Source organism: Streptomyces torulosus, from assembly GCF_001419765.1.
GTDB lineage: Bacteria > Actinomycetota > Actinomycetes > Streptomycetales > Streptomycetaceae > Streptomyces > Streptomyces torulosus.
The window spans coordinates 1-1095 of record NZ_LIRK01000953.1 but is presented as its reverse complement, the minus strand read 5'-3'; the positions used below and the strand labels follow the sequence as shown (position 1 = coordinate 1095).

Here is a 1095-nt window from a genome sequence, read left to right as displayed (position 1 = left end):
GCCGTCCTTGGAGAGCAGGTAGAGCGTGTCCGAGGAGAGGACGTGCCGTTCGGGCAGGAACTGCGGGAGTTCCGGGTCGGGGCTCACCCAGGCCGCGATCGTCGGGTCGAGGAGGCAGGCCACGCACTGGCGGGCCGTCTCGTAGATGCCGTCGCGGGTCTCCACCGCGCCCTGGACGGTGCCCTGGAGCTGGTCGGCGAGGGCCGCCATGCCCGCGTCCCGCAGCAGGTCGACGGGTGTACGGTCGGCCGGGTCCGCCAGCCAGGCCAGCACCTCCCCGACCTGCCGTCCGCCCCGGTTGGCCGCGTGGAACAGGGCCGTGAGGGTGTTCTGGGCCGCGGAGATCCAGAAGTCCCGCTTGGAGGCGTCGTCGTTGACGGCACCCACGAAGTGACCGGCGAGGCGGCGGGCGCCCTCGATCGTCGCGGCGTCGGCGAGCATGTCCCACCACAGGCCGCGCGGGGTGTGGGCGATGCCCTGCGGGTCGAACGTCCACACCGTGCCCGCGCGTTCGCGTTCGGCGCGCGTCACGCTGTAGACGTCCGCCTTGTTCGAGGTCAGCAGGACACTGCCGCGGGCGAGGCGGCCCGACTTCGGCAGGGACGGGCGGAGTTGGCGGGCGCGGGCGGCGGCACCCTTCGGGAGGAGACCGGCGAGTTCCTTGCGGCCGGCCAGACCGGAGGGCTTCGCTCCGCGGCGGCGGATCAGGACGACCGGGGTGACGAGGAGGGCGACGGCCGCGCCGAACACGGTGCCGATGCCGGCCGTGATCGCGCCGGTGGACGTCGTCGGCCAGACGGTCGCCGGGCCCTCCTTCACGAGGGTGGACATCGTCTCCAGGGTGAACGGCGGTGGGTCCCAGCCGTTGCCGGTGAGGGCGGCGCCCAGGGAACCGCCGAGCCAGGCGGCGAAGAAGAGGGTGCCGGCGAGGAGGGCGACGCCGGGGACGACCCATGGGAGGAGATCGTCGGCGGTACCGTGCGGTTTCTTGCGGGTGCTCATTGTCTTGGTCCCCCGTCAGGTCGTGGTGTGTCTGGCTGTGTGGGGTCGGACGCGTCATGGCTCGGGGAGCGAGGGTGCGTCGGCGGGTGCGGG

The 1095-nt window shown here is 73.2% G+C and carries 1 pseudogene; it reads right to left on the bottom strand.

Annotation, left to right across the window (positions count from 1 at the left end):
* Positions 1 to 1002: pseudogene (locus AOK23_RS43000) on the bottom strand (type IV secretory system conjugative DNA transfer family protein); the annotation flags it as partial.
* Positions 1003 to 1095: the final 93 nt, after the last annotated feature.